22 protein-coding genes are annotated in these 20,794 nt (G+C 40.0%); all 22 read right to left on the reverse strand.

Going from position 1 to position 20,794, the window contains the following annotated elements; all coding sequences use genetic code 11:
• Nucleotides 1-162: 162 nt before the first annotated feature.
• Nucleotides 163-1,104, reverse strand: coding sequence for a phospholipase A (locus ACFO6W_RS22245; protein ID WP_380000621.1), 942 nt, complete (start codon nt 1,102-1,104; stop codon nt 163-165).
• 12 nt (nt 1,105-1,116) lie between these two features.
• The gene (locus ACFO6W_RS22250) at nt 1,117-1,596 is read right to left on the reverse strand and encodes a YkgJ family cysteine cluster protein (RefSeq protein ID WP_380000623.1); all 480 of its coding nucleotides are present in this window, start codon (nt 1,594-1,596) and stop codon (nt 1,117-1,119) included.
• Nucleotides 1,583-2,647 carry an asparaginase gene (locus ACFO6W_RS22255; RefSeq protein ID WP_380000625.1) on the reverse strand — a complete coding sequence of 355 codons (1,065 nt, stop codon included), beginning with the start codon at nt 2,645-2,647 and terminating at the stop codon, nt 1,583-1,585. Before ACFO6W_RS22255 ends, ACFO6W_RS22250 begins: the two co-directional genes overlap by 14 nt.
• Before the next feature lie 66 nt (nt 2,648-2,713).
• Nucleotides 2,714-3,364 carry a TatD family hydrolase gene (locus tag ACFO6W_RS22260; protein WP_380000627.1) on the reverse strand — a complete coding sequence of 217 codons (651 nt, stop codon included), beginning with the start codon at nt 3,362-3,364 and terminating at the stop codon, nt 2,714-2,716.
• An 81-nt stretch (nt 3,365-3,445) separates the two neighbouring features.
• Nucleotides 3,446-4,009, reverse strand: a complete 564-nt coding sequence (folE, locus tag ACFO6W_RS22265) for a GTP cyclohydrolase I FolE (RefSeq protein WP_380000630.1) — start codon at nt 4,007-4,009, stop codon at nt 3,446-3,448.
• 36 nt (nt 4,010-4,045) lie between these two features.
• Nucleotides 4,046-4,549: an SPOR domain-containing protein gene (locus tag ACFO6W_RS22270; protein ID WP_380000632.1), complete on the reverse strand. Its 504-nt coding sequence runs from the start codon at nt 4,547-4,549 to the stop codon at nt 4,046-4,048.
• 152 nt (nt 4,550-4,701) lie between these two features.
• Nucleotides 4,702-5,448, reverse strand: coding sequence for a triose-phosphate isomerase (gene tpiA / locus ACFO6W_RS22275; protein WP_380000634.1), 747 nt, complete (start codon nt 5,446-5,448; stop codon nt 4,702-4,704).
• A 35-nt stretch (nt 5,449-5,483) separates the two neighbouring features.
• Nucleotides 5,484-6,812, reverse strand: coding sequence for a BT_3928 family protein (locus tag ACFO6W_RS22280; protein ID WP_380000636.1), 1,329 nt, complete (start codon nt 6,810-6,812; stop codon nt 5,484-5,486).
• 7 nt (nt 6,813-6,819) lie between these two features.
• Nucleotides 6,820-7,371: a DUF1599 domain-containing protein gene (locus ACFO6W_RS22285; protein ID WP_380000638.1), complete on the reverse strand. Its 552-nt coding sequence runs from the start codon at nt 7,369-7,371 to the stop codon at nt 6,820-6,822.
• Nucleotides 7,372-7,804: 433 nt separating this feature from the next.
• Complete coding sequence (locus ACFO6W_RS22290) at nt 7,805-9,319, reverse strand: glycosyltransferase family 39 protein (RefSeq protein WP_380000640.1); 1,515 nt, start codon at nt 9,317-9,319, stop codon at nt 7,805-7,807.
• Nucleotides 9,292-9,876 carry a gliding motility lipoprotein GldD gene (gene gldD, locus ACFO6W_RS22295; protein WP_380000642.1) on the reverse strand — a complete coding sequence of 195 codons (585 nt, stop codon included), beginning with the start codon at nt 9,874-9,876 and terminating at the stop codon, nt 9,292-9,294. Before gldD ends, ACFO6W_RS22290 begins: the two co-directional genes overlap by 28 nt.
• Nucleotides 9,877-10,002: 126 nt before the next feature.
• Complete coding sequence (locus ACFO6W_RS22300; RefSeq protein WP_380000644.1) at nt 10,003-10,458, reverse strand: single-stranded DNA-binding protein; 456 nt, start codon at nt 10,456-10,458, stop codon at nt 10,003-10,005.
• A 72-nt stretch (nt 10,459-10,530) separates the two neighbouring features.
• Entirely contained in the window at nt 10,531-11,058 is a 528-nt protein-coding gene (locus ACFO6W_RS22305) for a mechanosensitive ion channel domain-containing protein (RefSeq protein WP_380000646.1), read from the reverse strand.
• 67 nt (nt 11,059-11,125) lie between these two features.
• Nucleotides 11,126-11,923, reverse strand: a complete 798-nt coding sequence (locus ACFO6W_RS22310; protein WP_380000649.1) for a hypothetical protein — start codon at nt 11,921-11,923, stop codon at nt 11,126-11,128.
• A gap of 24 nt (nt 11,924-11,947) precedes the next feature.
• Entirely contained in the window at nt 11,948-13,213 is a 1,266-nt protein-coding gene (locus ACFO6W_RS22315) for a hypothetical protein (protein ID WP_380000651.1), read from the reverse strand.
• A gap of 2 nt (nt 13,214-13,215) precedes the next feature.
• The gene (locus ACFO6W_RS22320; protein ID WP_380000653.1) at nt 13,216-13,764 is read right to left on the reverse strand and encodes an RNA polymerase sigma factor; all 549 of its coding nucleotides are present in this window, start codon (nt 13,762-13,764) and stop codon (nt 13,216-13,218) included.
• A gap of 134 nt (nt 13,765-13,898) precedes the next feature.
• Nucleotides 13,899-14,318 (reverse strand): ExbD/TolR family protein, encoded by a 420-nt coding sequence (locus ACFO6W_RS22325; RefSeq protein ID WP_380000656.1) that lies wholly within the window; start codon nt 14,316-14,318, stop codon nt 13,899-13,901.
• Nucleotides 14,319-14,351: 33 nt separating this feature from the next.
• Nucleotides 14,352-15,059, reverse strand: a complete 708-nt coding sequence (locus tag ACFO6W_RS22330; RefSeq protein WP_380000658.1) for a MotA/TolQ/ExbB proton channel family protein — start codon at nt 15,057-15,059, stop codon at nt 14,352-14,354.
• A 95-nt stretch (nt 15,060-15,154) separates the two neighbouring features.
• Nucleotides 15,155-16,579: an NADH-quinone oxidoreductase subunit N gene (locus tag ACFO6W_RS22335; protein WP_380000660.1), complete on the reverse strand. Its 1,425-nt coding sequence runs from the start codon at nt 16,577-16,579 to the stop codon at nt 15,155-15,157.
• A 95-nt stretch (nt 16,580-16,674) separates the two neighbouring features.
• Nucleotides 16,675-18,159, reverse strand: coding sequence for a complex I subunit 4 family protein (locus tag ACFO6W_RS22340; RefSeq protein ID WP_380000662.1), 1,485 nt, complete (start codon nt 18,157-18,159; stop codon nt 16,675-16,677).
• A gap of 110 nt (nt 18,160-18,269) precedes the next feature.
• Nucleotides 18,270-20,210 carry an NADH-quinone oxidoreductase subunit L gene (gene nuoL / locus ACFO6W_RS22345; RefSeq protein WP_380000664.1) on the reverse strand — a complete coding sequence of 647 codons (1,941 nt, stop codon included), beginning with the start codon at nt 20,208-20,210 and terminating at the stop codon, nt 18,270-18,272.
• Between the two features lie 175 nt (nt 20,211-20,385).
• Nucleotides 20,386-20,730, reverse strand: coding sequence for an NADH-quinone oxidoreductase subunit NuoK (nuoK, locus tag ACFO6W_RS22350; protein WP_006801649.1), 345 nt, complete (start codon nt 20,728-20,730; stop codon nt 20,386-20,388).
• Nucleotides 20,731-20,794: the final 64 nt, after the last annotated feature.

Consider the following 20,794-nt stretch of genomic DNA (forward strand, 5'->3'; position numbering starts at 1 on the left):
CCCATAAACTCCCCGCTGCCGAAGAGCCTTTTAGTGGTAAAGCGGGTGCAAAGATATGTAAATAATCTTTACCAAACCAAATATATCTGCAACAAATTTTTAATAAAAAGTAAACAAACTCACAATATGCTATCAATTAATATGTTGCAAAACATATTTTTTTCAGTACATCGTAATAAAAGTCGGCTTAATAACAAAGCCCAACCTTATACGTTGCCTATGATGATTGTAATCCAGCATAGATTCACCATAGCCATTGTAGTATTGAAGGAAGAGATATTGATTGTCATCACTGAACAAACGTATTGAGAAATTCAGTTCTATATTCGCATTCAGATTCACTCCTCCTCTTTTTGTAACGACACATCCTATATTGTATTTTTTCTTAGGACTTGAGTATTCCATAGCCATAAGTCCCCAACCCGAGTACTTTACAATATCCTTATTATTTGTCCCATCCACAATTGGTATCCAGGCTTTTGTCTGGAGTGTCAAATGATCGTCCAAGGTAAAATAAGTCCCGAAGGATACTTTATTCCAACTACGGGAGTCTGTGCCATCTTTTCCATTCGACTCATGCTCAAACTGAAAGGTAAGCGTTCCCAAAAACCTATTATTGCGCACCAACGCTTTCCCTATTCCAAGTGTCGGATTATAGTTCAGATCCCGAAAGGGAAAAGAATCCTGGAAAACATCCCAAAACGCTTTTTGAGTATATGTAAGAAATGCATATGTTTTGAATGGCAACGTACTATTCGTAATCCTGTGCATAATACTAACCTGAAATTTAGCATCGGAATTGTATTTCGTTGGCTTACTCAGCATCTGAGTCCCCACTATGAAATAGTTATCTTTGTATATTCCGAAAGATGGATTCGCATCAAATTTATTTATTATACTGTCTGCATTACTCAATTGCTTAGACGGACCGAATACAGAGCCTACTATAACATCTGTCTGATGAGAGATAAAAGAACCAACGCTAGCCGTACTATCTTTCTTTTGTTTTTCTACCTTGATAGTATCCTGCAAAACAGGTTCCTGAGAAGAAAGCCGGGTCAGCGCAAAAAATAAAAGCGTAAATAAGAGACAAAAACTCTTCATAGAATGCATTAATTATTTATTAATAAGCCGGGATAGCACTTCATATGCTATTGGGCAAGTCGCTGAATTTTTAACAGTTAGCCTGTATATTTGTTCAAATCTTTTTCTATCCGTATGCGGATATTCCCTACAGGCCTTCGGGCGGGCCTCATATATTGAACAATAATTGTCCGGCAAAAGGAAAGGACAAGGCATCGACTGAAATACATAATCGCCATCCTCATCTGTTCTCAGGTACCTGGCGACAACTTCGGCTGACTTTATCCGCAAAGCCTTAGCCATACGTTCTATATCCTTATCATAGATAGCGGGGCCTAATGTCCTGCAACAATTGGCGCATGACAAGCAGTCTATTTCGGCAGATACATCTTCATGCAATTGCTGAACAATTGTATCCATCTTCATCAAACGCTTCTTATTCTTCTTATAATATAGCAGAAATGAGGATTCTGCTTTTTCTGCTAATAACTGCAGATTTTCATATTGTTTCATTCATTCTATCTTCAACACGCGTTATCTCTCCTATTAATGGTACCCTCATCCTAATCTGAATATCTTCTTTTTCATATTTGTGTCCGACCAAAAACATAAGCTTTGCTATAGCTGTTTCGAAAGTAGCATCAAATCCACTTACCGCCCCGGCTTTAAGCAATTCGCGCCCTGTTTCGTAACGATGCATATCAACCATACCTGTATTACATTGAGTAATGTTTACTATTACAACGCCTTTTTTTACAGTTTCGCGTATGAGACGAATAAACCAGGGAGACAAAGGTGCATTTCCCGAACCATAGGTTTCTATAATAATAGCCTTTATATTCTTAAGGGTCAGTATAGTCTCTACTGTTTGCCTGTTAATTCCGGGGAATAGTTTTAAAGTTGCAATACGTGTATCCAGCTGATAATGAAATACTGTCTTTTTATCATAATCGGGCTGGTGTATGACCTTTTTATCATACCTTATTTGTATCCCCGACTTTCCCAGGTTGGGATAATTATAAGATTTGAACGCGTTGAAGTTATCCGCATTTACTTTAGTTGCGCGATTACCACGCAACAGGTCGTTTTGAAAGAAAATACAGACTTCGGGTACTATCGGATTTCCCAGCACATCTTTATCGGCTGCTATTTCTAGCGCTGTGATAAGATTTTCCTTTGCGTCGGTTCTTAATTTACCAATTGGTAATTGTGCTCCTGTGAGAACCACCGGCTTTTGAAGGTTTTCAATCATAAAACTCAGTGCAGAAGCCGTATAGGCCATTGTATCTGTGCCATGCAAGATGACAAAGCCATCGTATTTATGATAATTATATTCAATTGTCCGCACTATCTTTTTCCAATGTTCCGGAGTGATCTCCGATGAATCGATAACCGGATCAAATACAATATGATCCACATGAAAACGAAAACGCTGCAATTCGGGCAAATGGCTATTCAAATGAGTAAAATCGAATGGTTCAAGAGAACCTGTGACCGGATTTTCGACCATTCCGATTGTTCCCCCGGTATAAATCAATAGAATATGAGCATTTACATCTATCATGTCAATTTGCAACTTTTGAATATGTAAAAATAATGAATTTAATAATATACAATATAATTTTGTCAACTATTTAGAATAAAACCCCATATTATCCGCTACAATCCCGACAAATTGATTAAATGGAAGGTCCAGAACCGAAGAAACAGTCTCATATATCTTACAGATAGAAACTTCAGACATATCCGTTTCGCAAAATAGGGAATCCAGTGGGATATGCCGTATTCCACCCTCATTAAAGAACTCTCCTACAGAGAATTTAAAGCCAAACTGCACAAGTTGCTTCGTTTGCTCCACATTTCCTCTGTATCCATGAATAATCCACGGAATATCGGATTTATACTCTTTCTGTAAAGCAATCAGAATATCCCAGGCTTTTACGCAGTGAATTATCAATGGCTTACTTATGTTCATCGCCAACTCAATCTGCCGCCTGAACACCTGTTCCTGGACTTTCATATCAGGGCCTTTCAATTTATCCAGCCCGGCTTCTCCAATAGCAAGAACCGACTTGTCCTGTGCAATTTCATTTAACCGGGCCAATCGCTCTCCTGCATTATCTGCATCCCAGGGATGTATACCACATGAGAACCGGATATTATCAGGTGTCAAAATCTCCTCTTCAAAATCTCCGGGGGAAGTATTCAGTATATATTGTACCTTATATCCGTTGATCTCTTCCCGACCCGCTTTATGTGTATGAATATTGTATAGGCACATATCTTTATCTCTAAATTAAAAACGAGGTTACTCCTCTTTCCGGAAAAACCTCGCATTCATTTATCTTTTGTTCATCTGATTTTATCGGATAAGATTGATAAACTCCTCGCGGGTCTTTGCCTGATTAAATACTCCGGTGAAGTCGGAAGTGGTAGTCGTAGAATTCTGCTTCTCTACGCCCCGCATCTGCATACACATATGCTGGGCCTCTATCACCACCATGACACCGAGCGGATTAAGTGTTTTCTGTATGCATTCCTTTATCTGGAGGGTCATACGTTCCTGCACTTGCAGGCGTCGGGCAAAAACATCCACGACACGGGCAATTTTACTTAGTCCCGTGATATAGCCATTAGGAATATAAGCTACATGAGCCTTTCCCCAAAAGGGCAGCATGTGATGTTCGCACATGGAATAAAAATCAATATCCTTAACTATGACCATCTGCCTGTAATCTTCTTTAAAGAAAGCTTTTCTCAGGATTTCTTCAGGGTCTTCGTGATAACCTTTAGTCAAAAACTGCATAGCTTTCGCGACTCTTACCGGAGTGCTTATCAACCCCTCCCTGTCGGCATTTTCGCCCAACAGATTTATGATTTCCTTGTAATGCTTTGCCAGCAGCTCTATATTTTGTTCTTCTTGCATTGTGAAGATTTTTATCGTCTGATTTAAATTAGTGGTTTATTGTACCGTTTTTTTCACAACATCCGGCACAACATACATCTCCCGCCCGAAGGCCGGAAATATTTTCTTCATCTCCTTTAGCACTTCATCCGCATCCGCCCTGCTCGTAAAGTTCCCGACACGCAAACGCCAGAATGGTGACTGAAAGCTTACGATCGTTTCCAATTCGGGGAAAGCAGATCTAACCTGTGCCTGTTTCGATTCGGCTTCTCTCTTGGAGCGTTGTTGGTTATTGCCCGAAAAGACCTGAATCTTAAAGCCTCTCACTTTTGTGAAATTAGCCGCCGGGTCGATGACACCCAATATTTTTGCAGTATCTATAACAGCTACCTGACGAACTCCCAGTATATTCTGTACAGCTTCGTCCTGCATCACTTTGATATTTCCTTGTCCCCATTTAGATGAATTCAGTTCATCTATAATCGTTTTATTATCGTCCTGAGCTAAGGCATAGCCTGAAAACAGAGACAGGACAAGAAAAATATAAAGACTCTTTTTCATACCAATTTATTTAAGGTCGCAGACCTGTTTATTGTTCGTCAAAGTATAACAACAATTGACAGTTATGTTTTTTGGTACAACTCCAATTATGTTTCTTTTATTTAAAAGCAATTGCAGGAGCTGTTTCCAGCCCTGCAATTTATAGAGCCATATTAGAATCCTTCTATAACAGGGATAAATTTCTCCACATCGAGAGAAGCTCCTCCGATAAGTCCGCCGTCGATATCCGGACATGCGAATAATTCTTTTGCATTACCGCCGTTTGCGCTACCTCCATAAAGGATAGAAGTGTTATCGGCTACTTCTTTTCCGTACTTATCCGCAATTATCTGACGGATGTAGGCATGCATTTCCTGAGCCTGAGCTGATGTAGCTGTAAGGCCTGTACCGATAGCCCAAACCGGTTCGTAAGCTATAATGATTTTGGAGAAATCTTCAGCCGAAAGTTCGAACAATGCATCTACAGTCTGTTTTTTAACTACATCGAAATGTACGTTTTTTTCTCTTTCGTCTTTAGTCTCACCAATACAGAAAATAGGGCTCAGACCATTAGCCAAAGCAAGCAGGACTTTCCCTTTCAGGATAGCATCTGTTTCTCCGTAATATGTACGGCGTTCAGAGTGTCCCAGAATAACATATTTTGCACCGGTGGATGCTACCATAGCAGCCGACACTTCTCCGGTATAAGCTCCTGAAGCTTTATCAGCGCAGTTTTGTGCAGCAACTCCCAGTTTAGTAGACGACGCAACGCCAGCCAGATGGATAAACGGCGTACCGATAATTACATCACATTTCAATGTTCTACCTGCCAAGGCAGCTTCCAGGTCTTTTGCAAAAGCGACTCCTTCCTGTAAGCTCTTATTCATTTTCCAGTTTCCTGCAACAATGTTCTTTCTCATAATTAAAGCGTTTTATTTATATTATTATACTGAATTTATTCTTCGGGTTCCTCCTGTGCTTCCTCCTTTTTCTTTCTCCGTCTGAAAAACAGGAAGTCCAGTCCTTTAAGACCGAGCAAAGGCAAAATGAAAACTGCACTTATATAAAAAAGGTTCTTTTTATCCCGCCTATCCGTATCTATTAACTGCCCATAAGGCAATTCTTCCAAAGGCTTTACCAACTCTTCTTCTGCAGGAACTTCGACATTCGCCCACTTATTGATTACCACCCCGTCTTTCAGCAATATCATTCCCGGGTTGGAACGCACAATGGTCTTTATAGCCCGTTCATCCATTGTACAGAATTTAAAATTGATAACGTTTTCTTTCGACCAGCGCAGTATTTCATCCGTAGTGGACGATGTTACACAATAGAATTTATATCCTCTGTAATCAGCGTAATTACTCACATCTTCATAGTCGCTGAGATACCATGTACTCATATCTTCGAGTGACGGGGAAAGCATCAGGAATACATAGCCGCTATCCGACAAAATATCATTCGTAATGTCGGTCCGGCCAATGACCCCGGTCTTCTTTGCATCAAAGAAGAGTTCAGTTATCACGAAATCCTTTATCTTTGATGCCACACCTTCTTTCAGCACTTTGGTTTCCATCCTGACAAAGACCCAGGTACTGTCTTCCCACGGATAATTCTCTTCCGTAAACTCTTTTTCCACTCCATCTTTTGCATAGACCAACATCGATACCTCTTCGCGGCCCTTGCCTTCTTCCACTCCCATTTGTTCGGGGATGGACGCCCCTATTTTGTACGGACGGAAGTCAAACAACGGCTCATATATATAATTACGGAATACAAATAAACTGATAAAAATAAGTATATATAGAAATGCCAGCCAGTAAGTCTTACCTGTAAAGAAGTTGCTGATCCTCTCGCAATACCGGAATACAATAATGGAACATATCAGCAGAACTATATTCTTATAAAACGTTTGCCAGTTGGTGATAACCAGTGCATCTCCGAAACAACCGCAATCTTCTACAGGGTCGGCAATAGCCAGATAAAGTGTAAGAATGGTCATAAATACCATAACCACCAATGTAAGGCGCGAATTCCAACGGCGGTAAAGCCCGAACAGCATACAGGCTCCCATTGCAAATTCGACTATGCTCTGCAAAGCCGAAAGCGGAAGGGAAAAGAAGGTAAGCGAAGAAAGATTAAACGCGGCAAAATAGTCATCTATCTTATATGCCGTACCATAAGGATCTACGGCTTTTACAAAGCCGGAAAAAATAAAGGTAACCCCGAGAATGACCCTGGAAACCTCTGTTAATATCTTTATCCCAATATCCTTCTTACTCATCCCCAGTTTAGTTTTCGCTCTCAGGAAATTCAAGTTTAATAAGCCCGAACAACGAATAATTAATCATATCCATATAGTTGGCATCGATGCCTTCCGATACAATAGTCTGACCTTTATTTTCCTCTATCTGCTTTGTCCTGTAGATTTTTGTCAGAATAAGATCTGTATAAGAACTGATACGCATAGCCCGCCAGGCTTCGTCATAATCATGGTTCTTGGCATACATCAACTCTTTGGTTTGAGCCATATGCTTATCATATAAGGCCAAAACCTGATCTTCGTCCAAATCCACACTGTCGGAAAATCCGAGTTCGAGTTGGATAAGCCCGATAATACCATAGTTGACAATACCAACAAATTCGGGAGCAATACCTTCGTCGATAAGGCTTACACCTTTTTCTTCGATGCTTCTTATCCGTTTTGCCTTAATCAGAATCTGATCTGTAACCGATTGAGGGCGAAGGATTCGCCACGATGCCCCGTAATCTTTCAGCTTTTTGGCAAAAAGGGTGCGGCATATCTCAATCACTTTCTCAAACTGCGCTTTGGTATCTGCCATGTTAATATCTCTATTTTTCAGTGTGCAAAGGTATGAAAAAATGTTTAATGTATGCTTTGCTTCATTTGCCATTTAATTTTTATGAATACCTATGGCATAAAAAGTAACATTTTTTCAGTTAATAGCCAACAAATATCAGTAAACAGTTAGCAGTAAACAGTCAACAACTGGTAAGATGTAAAACCTTTGCGTCTTTGCGTGATACAAAACAAAACGCCAGCCAACTTGTAACCCGTAACTGCCCGAAGGGCGAAGTAACCTGTAACTGTTAAAAGGTAACAAAGGTAACAGTTTTTTCAGTGAACAACTTGTATCTCGTATCTTGTTTACTTGTATCTTGTTTACTTGTAACTCGTAACCGCTTTAATCAATACTTCAAAGAGCTCCGGCAATCAGCTATATATAGATAAATTTTTCGCGACATTATAATATTCTAGGGTGTTACTTTTTTCATATGGTATAAGCGGATATCTGTAGCATGGAGGCTATCAATAGCGATATAGTGGTTAGTCAGCGATTCTCTGTATTGTCTGAAATCATGCTGTATGGCTTCTCTATCCTGATGCACCAGGATAAAGTCTGCTGCAACAAAGTCTTCCAATCTTATTTCGTCAAAGCGGAATGGCCGGAAATCTTCTGTTCTCTCTCCAGTCAAGATAATATATTCATTTTCCGGGACAATTAGTTGTAACCGGGGCATGACATGATATGAGAAATCGTTTACAACAAGAGTTGTTCTCGTCCTGTCTCCACCCTTTATAAAGTCCCTTATACTCTGATAAGCCGACCCCGTCCGGTTGTAATAATTCACTCCCGAGTAAAGTCTCACTCCACCCGTGATAAGCAGAAGAAGCAGAAAAGCATATGATAGCCGCCTGTATCGGGGAAACTCCAGGGCCTTCGCCAAAATAAGAGCCAGACTTAGAATGAAAAGGCCAAATGAGCAGGTCATATAACGTGTTACCAGCACCGGCAGGTATGTAACAGAAATAATAAACCCTATCGCTACGGGAAAAAGAAATGTAATAAAGGAAATGATAGCCAGCAATGGCATTTTGTCTTTCTTTATATTATCGGACAGTAGCACTTTTATTGTCAGGACTAATTGTATCGCCATCAGAACAATCAATCCGGTCATCATTTGCAGCTTCGAAAAATAAGTAAACGGTTGCCAGATTTCCTTCGGTGAATAGAAATAGTAAATATGCAGGAATAAGTCGTTCAGGGTTAATGGCTTTATCCAGTAACCGGATGAAACAGCATCGACCTGCCCCCACAATTGAATAAGCCATGGCAGATAAACTATGGAGAATAACACTCCGCAAAGAATCAGATAAGTCAGTTTCTTTTTTGCCCGTATCAGGATGATGAAAAAAAGTATATATATGCCAAAAACACTTAATAGCCCATAGTTATGGAAATATGCTGCGCAAAGGCCTGTTACAAGAAATACCCCCCAACACATCCTACCTCCTTTTTTGAAAGCCTGATAAGCAGATAATGCACAGGCCAAGACAAAAAACATTGTCCACGAATACATCCTTATTTCTGTTGCCAGATACTGGGTAACCGGAAATATAATAATCAGTAGCATAAAGGTAATGGCCGTTTTATCTCCGAATAAACGCCGTATAGGAAAACAGCCTAAAAGGAGAACCGCAATAATACCCAGTGTAGAAAATATTCTGAAACAGAAGAGAGAATCTCCAAAAAGGGAGCTGAAAAGTTTTAAACACCAGTAATATAACGGAGGGTGTACATCTGATGCCGTAATATTTAGAATATCTGCATATGAAGCTTTTGCCATAGAAATGGAATACACATCGTCGTATAAAAGACTTGTATCCTTAAAGTCGAGATATGTAAATAAGGAAACCCCGGCGATAAACAGGCAGACATATATCAGAGCAGTCGAAAACTTCATCGTCCGTTTTTTGAATTTTTCCATTCCAAAGATTCCATTAAAGCTACAATATCTTCACGCAGGAATCCTATTACAGGAGCGATAGAATCGGAATTGGCCTGCTGATTGAAATATAATGAGCCTCTCAGAAAATTAGATGTGTTATCAGTCAGATAAAATTGTACCGGGCTTGCTACCGGACCTCCTATGTCATAGATTATACCGGATGTATGGTGTAAGGAATCCGTATATTGCGATTGCCGTATACCATTAGCTTTCAGAGCATGGCTGTATGCCAGCTGATAGCTAACCTCCAATGCTCCGGAAAGCTTCTTTTTGTCGACAGGCATGTATGTACAATATATAATTGCATCATACGCAGGGTAAATGATATTGAACCAGAAACCTGATTCATTACCATTTTCCACTTCCTCGATCCGGGCATTAGCTGAATACAGAAAAGAAAATGCAGGATGTCCGTATTTCACCACGCCGGATTCTTCCCTGTCTATCCGCGGATATCCTACAGGTTTCGGCGTATATTCGTTGCACGAAACGAATATACAACAGATGATCAAGAACAAAGCTGCTTGCTTTCCCATATTCATGCTATGTAAAAATAGTCCTGTGACCTAAAATAAAAACAGATTAAAGCAAACAGTCTCCTATTTGTATTAACCTGTCTAACATATCTGATAAATCTCATTCTACGAGATCATTAATCTCTTTTAAAATGGCAAATCATCTTCCTCCGATACATTTGGGGAGTTATATGGATTAGGTGATTGATAAGATTCGCCTGTAGGTTGTGAATACGGCATATTTTCATTTCCTTCTCCACCTTCCCTCCTGCGACTGCCCAGCAATTCAAGATTATCTGCATATATCTCATTCACATACCGTTTCATCCCGTTGGCATCGTCGTATGTGCGCGACCGTATCTTACCTTCTATATATACTTGTGTCCCTTTTCTCACAAACTGTTCCGCCACTTTAGCCAGGCCTCTCCAGCACACGATGTTATGCCATTCGGTGCGGTCGGGTATCTGGGTACCGTTTGCCGCTGTATACCCTCTCTCGGTAGTGGCAAGGGTAAAATTTGCAACTACGCTGCCATTATCGAAATATTTCACGTCGGGATCTTTCCCTACATTTCCTATCAATATTACTTTGTTCACCGACATATTCAACTATCCATTTTGTTTATAATATCACAAATATAGGAAAAAAATCCACTTAACAGATTCTGCAACATATTATCTTTCCATTTTCCCGACAGAAACTATTTTCTGCAGAAAAAGTGAGTTTGGTATGATTATAAGCTCATTTTCATTTGTCCTGAGATGGGTATGAAAAGTCAGGATATTCTCTATTACGGCATCGATAGGAGTATCTTTATCCAGGATATGAATCTCATCTCCAATTTTAAATGGGGTAGTAAAAAATATAATAATTCCGGCTGTAATATTACTCAGGATAGACCATTGGGCAAACATGGCAACGCCTATTACTGCAAATATCGAAGATAAAGCCACCAGCATATTTTGCGGCTGCACTCCCCAGATAATTGCAAGGGTAACCAGACAAGTGAAATTGATAAGGATATTTATCACTTGTATTATATGCAATGTCCGTGGTTCTGACTTCAGAGTAAGAGAACCATACTTCCTTATTATCTTACCTACAATATATTTTGAGGATGGTGTTAATAAAATTATAACCGCTGATGCTATTATCTGAGGTAAATGATCTGTTATTATGGTTAAGATATCTTTTTCCAACATTTCTTTATATATGTAAAAGAGACGCAGTCCGCAGGCTACGTCTCTTTTTATTTATTAGTTAATCAATTTAATTCTTTGTAAACTGAATATAATACGCATTGCTACCATCCCACTGCCAGTTACCGATGTATTGAGGTTCTGTAACATCTTTTTTCTGATATCTGAATTTCACAGGGACATTTACATAGTCGGTACTTACACCGCTAAAATTAGGTCTAAATTCAGCAATACCTGCTCTGAGGGACGATAAATTTCCAACAGCATAGGAAGATTCGTTTACTGACTCACCGCCGACAGCGTCTGTTATCACGAATCTTATATCAATTATAATCTTATTATCCTTTACAGGGTCTATTTCTACTACTGTGGTGCCATCTGTATATTTCTGATTGTCCGGATCATAATAGAAGAAAACTTTGACTTCGTCCCGTTCTTTCTTTGCCAGATTATAGCCGATCAGCCAGTTATCCCCGATCGCATTGTTCCAGGACCAAGCCTGTATACTTAAACTTGAAGGGCTGATTGTCTCTAAATTTTCAGCCGGCTTCTGAAATAATCCCTTTGTTATCGCCTTCCCATCATTCAATACATTTACATACTCAGCATTATAATAGCCGTCTGCTGATCCGGATATTATTTTATAAGCTATAAAATAGCAATTACCGGCTGTTAACTTAGTAATATTTTCATGCATTATATATCCGTTAGATGTAATGGCATACCTTTGGCCATAATTGTTCTCCACAATATAAGCAAAATCCTTCTCAATAGTAAATGAACTATCCCCATCTCCCAGACATGATGACATCAGTAACACCACGGAGAGTACACTACAAAAAATTTTCAGTAAAGATGTTTTTTTCATGTTTATTTTTAATTGTATTAATTTTTAAAAGTCAAACTTAATTCCCAGATTCAGATCCAACTGAGTCTTTCGGTCAGAATATATGGTCCTGTATTTATTTCCGGCGTCGAAGTAATATGCTCCTCCTATCGTTCCGTAAAAATACATTTTCTTATACAGAGGGTAGGATATTCCTATAGATGATCTTACCGAAAACTGAGGATTTGATTGTTTCACGGATTCTTTAATGTAATACGGCTCTGAATAAAAGATACGGCCAGCAAGATCCTTATCTTCGATGTCGAGCATAGAGAAGCCCATGTTACTTATATATCTTCCGTTTATATCTTTCTGTATCATTCCTCCCAAAGCAAAATAAAATTTAGTCTTACCCAATTCAAAGAACGTATAATTCAGCGACAATGGTATACCCAGATAGTTAAAATATTGTGTCTCACTTATATTAAACACACTATTCGATTTTACCTTTGAGGACAGATGCGTATAGACTATCCCTGTTTCAAATGACAATCTAGGCGCGATCTCTTTGCTTATTGTTACCCCGAATGAAATAGGCTGCCTGTGCTCCAGCTCAAATTCACTGTTTTCTTTAACTAGCGCCTCATGCAAAGTCCTTGTCCTTACAGGGTGAGAGAACAGCAATCCTCCACCTCTTTCACTTACATTGTCAGCAAACAACCCTGAATTCGCTGTAATTCCAACAGAGAGCCCTTTCGACGGTGATGTTACTTCCGGCAACATGACTACAGTTTGTGCCTGCACCGGAACTTCTTTCTCCTCTTTTTTCTCTTCTTTCTCAGGCTCTTCTTTCTTCAATGGTTCAGATACAGTTTCCTGTACCGGTTCCGCTTTGCTTACTGGTGGTACTACAGGTTCAGCTATAGCCCTGGCTCTGGCCAGTCGCGGCAGCACAGCTTTCGGAATTTCAATCACTGTATCCGCATCCTGAATTTCCTCAGGCGACTTAACTTCTTCTGTCGCTACAACATTAGCATCTTCCATCACCGGTTTATCATCTGTTGGAATAAACAATATACCTGTTGCAATTGCTGCCGCTACACCTACAGCAATAGCGATGGTCTTTATAATAGATGCTTTTGTGGTCGAAGAAGCTGCATTGGCTGTTGAAGAATTTGCAGATGATGACGAAGATGATGCATCAGGCGCTTGTACAGGCTGATTAGACAAAAGCTGATCCAGCCCACCCCAAACGGATGCAGGCACTTCCGGCTCAAAGTTTCCTAACTTTGAGGAGAATAGATCCTTTATTTTGTCTTTATCTTCTATCATTTTTATGATCTCTCTTTAATATATTGTCTCACTTTCCCCTGTAATATCTGTCTTGCTCTTACATATTGAGAACGTGAAGTACCTTCACTTATATTCATCATTTCTGCTATTTCCTTGTGTGAATAATCTTCTATTGCATACAAGTTGAAAACTGTAGAATAGCCACGAGGCAGGTCTTGCACCATATTCAGCAATTCACTTTCCGATATTTTATACATTTGTTCGTCTTCGGTAGAATCATCCACTATATCGGGAAGATCCTGAACATCATCGGAAGTCTGAATTATTGATTTTTTCTTTCTTAAGTTTTCTAAAGCCAGGTTTATAAATATGCGCTTGAGCCAACCTTCGAAAGAGCCCCTTTCTTGAAATGAATCAATATTAGCGAACACTTTCATGAATCCGTCCTGCAATAAATCCTGAGCAGCGTCCTGATCCGAACTATAGCGTAAGCAAATACTATACATCTTACGGGCATATACCTCGTATAGCATTTTTTGAGCTTCACGCTTTTGTTCTTTACAGCCTGCTATAATTTGCAGTTCATTCATATTGGTCAAGCTTCATTTTAGAGATGCATTTTTTGTAGAAATGTTGCATCATCTAGTATAAATTTCATTTACTATTATCTTTTTTTAGTAATAATGAAATTTATGTTTTTGTCTTTTTTATTTTTATAAATTAATTATCCAGGTTTTTGGGTAAACAGCACCATTTTCACTTGCAGTTTATTCCCAATATCAATCACATCTACAACGTCCTGCAGACTCAGTGACCTGTCTGCCTGTAATAGAACATTTACCTCGACATTATTGTTCTTTTCTTTTTCCTTTGTAATGGCAGACATCAGTGCCTGCTCGATTTCTTCTTTTACGACTTCCTTATCATTGACATAATATCTCAGATCCTGAGTTATTATAAGATTAATATTTTTCTTGGTCACAACCTGCTCTGAGGTAGCAGCATTTGGCAAAAGAACCCTGATAGCCGCCGGAGTAACCATTGTAGATATAATAAGAAAAAACAACAACAGGAAGAACATTATATCATTCAATGAAGAGGTATAAACCTCCGCAGCCCTTGTTTTTCTCCGTTCTATTTTCATGTTTTCTCTTTTTTAGGAATAACCTCTATAAAATCAGGCCTCAACAGTACCTCTTTTATAAGCTCTGATTGCTTTCAATACTTCGTTCGATTCTTTATCGATATTAACTACTACTTTATCGATACGTCCATTCAGCACATAATATCCGGCATATGCTATTATCCCCACGAGCAAACCCGCTCCGGAACATATCATTTTCTGATAAAGTCCTGTAGAAATCGTATCTATGGCCAGATCGTTTGTCTTAGCTATATCATAAAATATTTTTATCACCCCGAAAATCGTACCCAGAAACCCGAGCATCGGTGCAATAGAAGCTGTAATTCCCAGCCAGTTCATCTGACTTTCCAATATGCTTATTTGCTGACGGGCTTCTACTTCCATCGATTCCTGTATTTCCTTATCATCACGGTCAAAATCTTTAAGTCCGGCCGCAATCACTTTAGCAGAAGCATAAGGGCGTTCTATACAGAATTTAAGGGCCTTGTCTACTTTCCCTTCATGTATAAGTTCTACTACACGGGATAACCAGACAGAGTCTTTTTTACCAAGACGGTTTACTACCAGCCACTTATTAATAATGACATATATAGCTAAAAGCGATAAAAGAAAGATTGGTAACAGTATCCAGCCACCTTTCATTACCAGGCTTAAATAACTCTCTTCGGGAGCAGTCTGGACGGTTTGCTCCGCCATTTCTACAACGGGAGTAGCCGCTTGAAGTAAAACAAATAAATTCATAAATGATATTTGTTGTATATATTTTATTGTACAAAATTCGACAGAAGCTCAAAGATACAGTCTTCTGTCGAATTCTATTTATAAATTAATAATCTTTAATATATGCCAAAACTAACTTTATCTATATATTGATAGAAACAGCTTACCATGCCGATTACAAATATTCCGACCATCGATACTACCAGTGATATTTTTAAATATCCGTCTGTATTAACAGTCTCGATAGGAGAATTGTTCTTATTGATGAACATTGCTTTAACTACCAATAGATAATAGTACAATGATATTACAGTATTCAGGAATGCGAGGAATACAAGCAATACATGTCCCTGCTGCATAGCCGTCATAAATACGAACAGCTTACTGAAGAAACCGGCTGTAGGCGGAATGCCTCCCAGCGAGAACATAGCGATCATCATAGCCAGTGCCAGTTTGGGATTTGTATAATATAATCCGTTATAGTCATCCATATTCACCTTTCCTGTTTTGTCTTCTATCGCAGAAATAACTCCGAAAGCCGCCAGGTTCGAAAATACATATACAAAGATGTAGAACATCGTTGCAGCCATACCTTCGGCCGTTCCCGTAAATACACTCAACATGATATAACCGGCCTGCGATATGGAAGAGAAAGCCAGGAAGCGTTTCATATTCTTCTGACGGAGAGCAAACAGGTTACCAATTGTAATCGTAAGCAGGATTATGATCCATATTATGTTTTGCCAAACGTCCGCGAGTACCGGAAATACTTTGAACAGGATGGTCATCAGTGCAAATACCGCTGCTCCCTTAGAAATCGTGGATAAATAAAGGGTTACATTTGTAGGCGCGCCCTGATATGTATCCGGAGCCCAAAGATGGAACGGAACAAGGGATATTTTGAAGAATATTCCGGCCAGGATAAATACCATCGCCATTATTACCATAGGCGCAGAATATATATTTGTGGCGATATCTGCATAATATAGCGTTCCGCAGGCTCCATATAAGAATGATAACCCGAAAACCATCATACCTGACGAGAAGATAGCATTAAATATATATTTGGCTCCGGCTTCAGCCGATTCTTGTCTGTATTTATCAAACGCAACCAAAGCCGCAATAGGCAAAGATGCCGTTTCAAGACCAATATAAAACAACAGGAAGTTTCCGGAAGAAACCATCAGGTTCATACCTATCAGGGTAAGTATGGTCAGCATGAAAAATTCTCCGCGCTTAATAATCGAATCAGGTCTGTTCAGCCATGAATTTGCCTGTAAGAAAATCAGGAATACACCTATATTCAGGATATTCTTTATTGTAAGATAAGCCGGACCGGTAACATACATGCCAGCAAAGGACGCTCCATTGTCTTTAAAAAAGAAGCATAGGACGGTGTGCACCAGAAACAGCGTACAGGCCACAGGGAAGAAATATTTCTTTGCGTTGTCCGAAGCAAACAAATCATAAATAATAAGTAAGAGAAATACCACTATCAGTGATAACTCGTGCTTCATCAACAAATAATTACTCAAATCCATTTTTATATCTTAATTTTAGTTACGAGTTACAAGTTACGGGTTACGAGTAACTTCCTTTTGTATTTTATATTGTTTACTGTTTACTGTTAACTGATTTATTTTATATACCCCAGACTTGCTGTAATCAGATCGGAAATCCATCCCGGGAATAATCCCATGCCTGCGACACAGACTATCAGTCCTACTGTGGCTATCTTCTCATGCCATACAGCATCGGTCAGTTCCAGGTGATGCGGGTCCTGAACTGGTCCGAACAGTATTTTACCAACCACTTTCAGTATATAAACTGCTGTCACCACAATTGAGGATATAGCAGCAATCGTAAATATCCGGTGGAACATATCGTTATGTTCGAATGCACCCACGAAAATTGTCATTTCAGCCACAAATCCACTCAATCCCGGAAGACCAAGAGAAGCCAGACCGGCAATTACATAGCATACACTGAGGAATGGCATAATCTTCATCAGCCCACCCATTTGGCGTATATCGCGGGTATGTGTGCGTCCGTATATCATACCTATCAGGGCAAAGAAAAGGGCTGTCATCAGACCGTGCGAAAGCATTTGCATCACTGCCCCGGTCATAGCCGTCTGGTTCATCATCAATATAGCGAACAATACCAATCCACAGTGGCTTACCGAGGAATAAGCATTGATATATTTCAGGTCTGTCTGGGCGATAGCACCCAGTGCTCCGTAGATAACACTGATACCCGTAAGTATTATAAATATCCATGAAAGTTCATCGGCTGCTTCCGGCATCAGGCGCATCGCAATGCGGAAACACCCGTATCCCCCCAGTTTCATCAATACTCCGGCATGAAGCATAGATACTGCTGTAGGTGCTGATGCATGACCATCAGGCGACCATGTATGGAATGGGAATAAGGCACCAAGAACCCCGAACCCTAAGAATGTAAGCGGGAATATCCAGTATTGAGCAGAGAGTGGAATACTATTATTGGCTGCAATTTCGAGGATATTGAATGTGTAGTCACCTGTAGTTGAAGAATGGTAATAGATTCCAAGAATACCTACAAAGAGGAATGCGGAACCTCCCATCAGCATGAGGGTCAATTTCATTGCCGAATATTCTTTGCGTCCCGTACCCCAGAGTCCGATAAGCAGGTACATCGGTATCAGGGCTATCTCGTAGAAGAAGAACATGGTAAACATATCCAGAGAGATAAAGAATCCATATACACCGATCGACAATAGTGTCAGCCACATAAAGAAGTCCTTCGGTAACGGGTTCATATTCCAGGAAGCAAAAGTACCCGTAAATATGATAATGGCGGTAAGCAGTATCATCAGTACCGAAATACCATCAACCCCGATAGCATAATGTATGTTCATGCTTGCTGCCTGAAACCAGACTGCGTCGAATGTAAACAACATTTCCGCAGCATTCCCTGCTGCCCGTTCCTGATAGAACATAAACAGGAGAACCAAAGCCAAAATAACTTCTATAACTGCACCTACTACTCCCACGGTGCGTACTTGTTTGATGTTGCGACACGGTATGAACGCAAGTAACATCACAACAGGGACCAGAACAAATAATGAAAGAATATTCATATTTTTTAGCTTTTAACCTTTAGCTTATAGCTATTAGCTTTTTTAAACTTTACATTTATCTTATTTTCTGTCTGCCAACAGCTAATAGCTATAAGCCAACAGCTTAATTCTTATTTACAAATAAAAGCAATTAACCATCCGCCAAAACCGACCACAAGTATCAATGCTCCCAACAGGTAAGCCAATGCATACTGCTGAATATATCCTGACTGGAAATTCTTGATCGTACTGGACGCTGCCTGTGTCATATAAGCCAGTGAATCCATGAAGCCGTCCACAAACTTCTTATCGAACCAGGCTATAGTAGCAGAAATACGTTTAAAGATTATATTACGTGTTACATACAGCCACAATTCGTCGAAATAGAACTTATTATGCGCCCATTTGTAGAATGTACTGATGCTTGATGCGATTTTGTCTGGTATATCGTTTTTCTTGAAGTACAATCTGAATCCGATACCGATACCGACAAGTGATATCAATACGCTGGTTACCGCAACCTGCATATTAATATGCGCTTCGTAAGGCACTCCATCCGAAGTCACAAACTTACTGAAAGGAACAAAACCTGCCCCGAAGGCAAACACAGCCAGTATAATCAAAGGGATTGCCATTGATGGACCCGCCTCATGCGGTTCATGGTGATAATGTTTCTTTTCATAGAAAAAGATACGAAGGAACAGGCGTGTCATATAGAACGCGGTCAATCCCGCTGCAACCGACAAGATTATATATATCGGAAAATTGTGCTCCATTGCGGCAGCCAATATCTCATCTTTACTAAAGAATCCTGAGAATGGATAAATCCCGGCTATAGCCAGCCAGGCAATACCGAACGTAATACAGGTGATTGGCAGTTTCTTGGCAAGTCCGCCCATATCCCCCATCTCATTACTGTGCACTGCATGGATGATAGCTCCGGCGCAAAGGAATAATAATGCTTTGAAGAATGCATGCGTAAACAAGTGGAACATACCCGCCATATAACCTAATCCTTCGTGATCCCCGAATTTGGAAACGCCTAAAGAAGTAAGCATGAATGCAATCTGCGATATAGTCGAGAATGCCAGTACACGTTTTATATCGGTCTGGGTACAGGCCACCACCGCAGCAAACAATGCCGTGATCGCTCCTACCCATGCTATAACAGTCAAAATCTCCGGCGCTCCGAAATGATATATCGGGAACAAACGCGCCACAAGGAATACTCCGGCTACAACCATCGTTGCGGCATGGATAAGGGCTGACGCAGGGGTCGGACCTTCCATCGCATCGGGCAGCCAGATGTGGAACGGCATCATCGCCGATTTCCCGGCACCTCCCATAAATATAAGGAGCATTGCCCACGAAAGGACAGACATGCCAAGGAATGACATTCCGGCTGTAGATGATACACAGATATCTGCATTCGATGCAGTCAATGTAGCAAAGTCGAATGTACCTGTGAAATATGATAGCAACAGAATACCTACAAGGAAGAAGAAGTCAGCAAAACGGGTAACAATAAACGCTTTCTTCGAAGCGGCTACTGCCGACGGTTTTACATAATAGAAGCTGATGAGCAGGAATGAAGATACCCCCACAAGTTCCCAGAAGATATACATCTGGAATATATTGGTCGCCACAACAAGCCCCAGCATCGCGAAACTAAACAGGGACAGAAAAGCATAATAGCGTTGGAATCCTTTTTCGCCCTTCATATAACCCAAACTATAAACATGTACCATCAGTGATACGGTAGTAATCACAACCAGCATCATCACCGATATAGGATCGAGGTACATACCTAAATCGATATGTAATGTATCTGTAAATCTTAACCACTGGAAGTGGAATACATTTATAGCCTGATAAACGCCATCGGCGCCTTTCCCTACTTCGAAGAAATACTGATAAGCTGTAGTATAAGCCAGCACTGCCATTACTGCGAGGGAAAGGCTTCCCAGTGTTCCGGCAATTACAGGCTTCATATATTTTCCGCCCAGCCCCAGAATGAGGAACATTACGACAGGAAGTACAAGTATCAGTATAGAATAATTAAATGCGTCCATATTTTCTTTTAGTTACGAGTTACAAGTTACAAGTTACGAGCTTCTTTTTCAGACACTCCCACCTTAAACCGTAACAACTCTACATTATTATATTTTCTATTTGAGCCTTCATTACTCATTATTCGTTACTTCAACTTAGTAACTTGTAACTCGTAACTTGTAACTCTCTATTCTCTCAGTTTTTCATTTTAGTAATATTCTCATCTATATATATACTCTTCACATGGCGGTATATATTGATAATGATGGCGATGGCTATCGCTGTTTCGGCGGCGGCTATTCCTATCGCAAACAGGGTAAAGAAAAACCCTTCGAGCTGTCCCGGATACAGATAACGGTTGAATACCACAAAATTCAGGTCGGCAGCATTGAGCATCAACTCCACAGAAACCAGAACCATCAACATGTTTTTACGTGAAAGGAAACCATATACCCCGGCAAAGAACATAATAGTACTTACCGCAAGATACGCCTCGATAGGCACCGGTCCTGATAGAAAACTTGTTATAAAATCACCCATAATATTTATTATCCACCCCTCCAACCTCCCCAAAAGAGAAGCTACCTGTGAGGGTATTTGTATT

The organism is Dysgonomonas termitidis (assembly GCF_042654545.1).
GTDB lineage: Bacteria > Bacteroidota > Bacteroidia > Bacteroidales > Dysgonomonadaceae > Dysgonomonas > Dysgonomonas termitidis.